The organism is uncultured Campylobacter sp., from assembly GCF_938018145.1.
Classification (GTDB): domain Bacteria; phylum Campylobacterota; class Campylobacteria; order Campylobacterales; family Campylobacteraceae; genus Campylobacter_A.
In genome coordinates this window covers 1-1,631 of sequence record NZ_CALIII010000152.1, presented here as the reverse complement: position 1 = coordinate 1,631, position 1,631 = coordinate 1, and the positions used below count along the sequence as shown (strand labels likewise).

2 protein-coding genes are annotated in these 1,631 nt (G+C 48.5%); both read right to left on the bottom strand.

The features are described from left to right. Positions 1–204 precede the first annotated feature (204 nt). Positions 205–1,380: an amidohydrolase family protein gene (locus tag Q0338_RS03465; RefSeq protein ID WP_298085546.1), complete on the bottom strand. Its 1,176-nt coding sequence runs from the start codon at positions 1,378–1,380 to the stop codon at positions 205–207. After that, the coding region (locus tag Q0338_RS03460; RefSeq protein ID WP_298085545.1) for a hypothetical protein at positions 1,337–1,631 on the bottom strand (295 nt) is incomplete at its 5' end. The genes Q0338_RS03465 and Q0338_RS03460, both read right to left, overlap by 44 nt.

Sequence of the window (1,631 nt, the reverse complement as noted above, 5' to 3'; positions counted from 1 at the left end):
CGGTAGTTAAATTTGGCCCGAGATGCCGTAAAATTCGCTCGCTTTGCTAAATTTAGTTGTCGTCAAATTTGCAGCTTTTTAGGCGCGGTAGATAAGGCGCATAAATTTGACCTTATAATCTACCGCCGTCAAAATACGTGCAAATTTTACCAACTGCGCTCAAATTTGCACGCCCGCTATTAAATTTGCACCCCAAATCCAAGCTCAAATCTCCCCCAAAATCTTTTTATAATTGCTAAAAATCGGCGAATCCTCGCCAAAATACAAACTCATCGCGCGCACGTAGCGATCGAGCGGATTTTGGATGCGGTTTAGCGCGAGGCGGTCTCGCAAAGGCAGGTCGTAGCTACTTAGAATCACGCTAAAAGGCACGGGAAAATCGGTACCAAAAAGGATTTTGTCGTGGATTTGCGTTTGGGTTTTTAGATGCGGCAGGATGCGGGCCTTGTTTATGCAAAGCAGCGCCGAAACGTCCGCGTACAGCCCGTCAAACTCGCGCAGCCAGCCAAGTAGCGTGAAGTAGTTTGCGCCGAATTTCTCGGGATCCCTGGAAAGCGCCGTGAGAGCGCCGTCGCTTGAGGCGCCCATGTGAGCGCAGACGATGCGGCAGCCCAGATTTAGCGGGGATTTTAGCTGCTCGATGCTCTCAAGCGCCTTGTTTGATGCTAGCGAGTTTTCGTCGCCCACGTGGATCACCAGCGGCAGCCCAAGCTCGCTAAGTAGCCTAAAATAGGGCTCGTAGCGCTTGTCGTTTAGATCCGTCTCCCAGTACGAGTGCAGTAGCTTGCCGCCTTTAAAGCCCATTTTGTGGTACTTTTCGATCAAATTTAGCGCGTCTTTGCGGTTTGGATTTACGCTAAAAAACGGCACGACCTCGTTTGGATTTTGCTCGTAAAAGGCAAAAACATCCTCGTTTGAGGCGCAGACGGTTTTGTCCTTGTGCACGAGGTTTCCGCTCTCGTCAAATTTTGCATCGACGCCGAAAACCACGGACCTTTTGACGAAATTCGAGCTTTTAATCAGCCGCGCGAAGTTGCTTTTGTAGCCCTCAAAGCCGTTTTTTATAAGCTCGCTCCTGTTTATGTCGAATTTTTTGGCAAAAAACGCAAGCGCTAGTTTGTCGTAAAATCGGTCGAATTTTACATCCGAGCTAAGCAAATGCGAGTGGATATCGACGGTTTTTATCTGCGTTAAATTTGAGCTTTGTGGGCTTCCTGAGTCGCTTTCGTTAAATTTGCCCGATGAAAATCCGCTTAAATTTGCTTCGTTTGCCGTCAAATTTACGCTCGTTTGGTCAAATTTGTCTTTGGCGCAAATTTGACTTGCCGCGTTTTGGCTATACCCGAGCGTTTTTGACGTAGCCGTCTCGCTCGCTCTCAAATTTGAGCTTAAATTTATCCGTGCGTTCTGTTTTGACGGCGCGGCGAGGTTTGCTAAATTTGTGCGAGTTAAATTTGTCTCCGTTTTGCGAGCTGCTAAACCAAAGCTTGCGCCGCTTGCGCGAGCCGAGCTTGGCGCCAAATTTGCCGCCGTTTTTGAGCGTAAATTTGAGGTCAAATTTGACAGAGCCTTGGCACGACTCGTCAAATTTGCAGGTCGCAAAGCTCGCCAAATCAAAGAGGCCGGCCGAA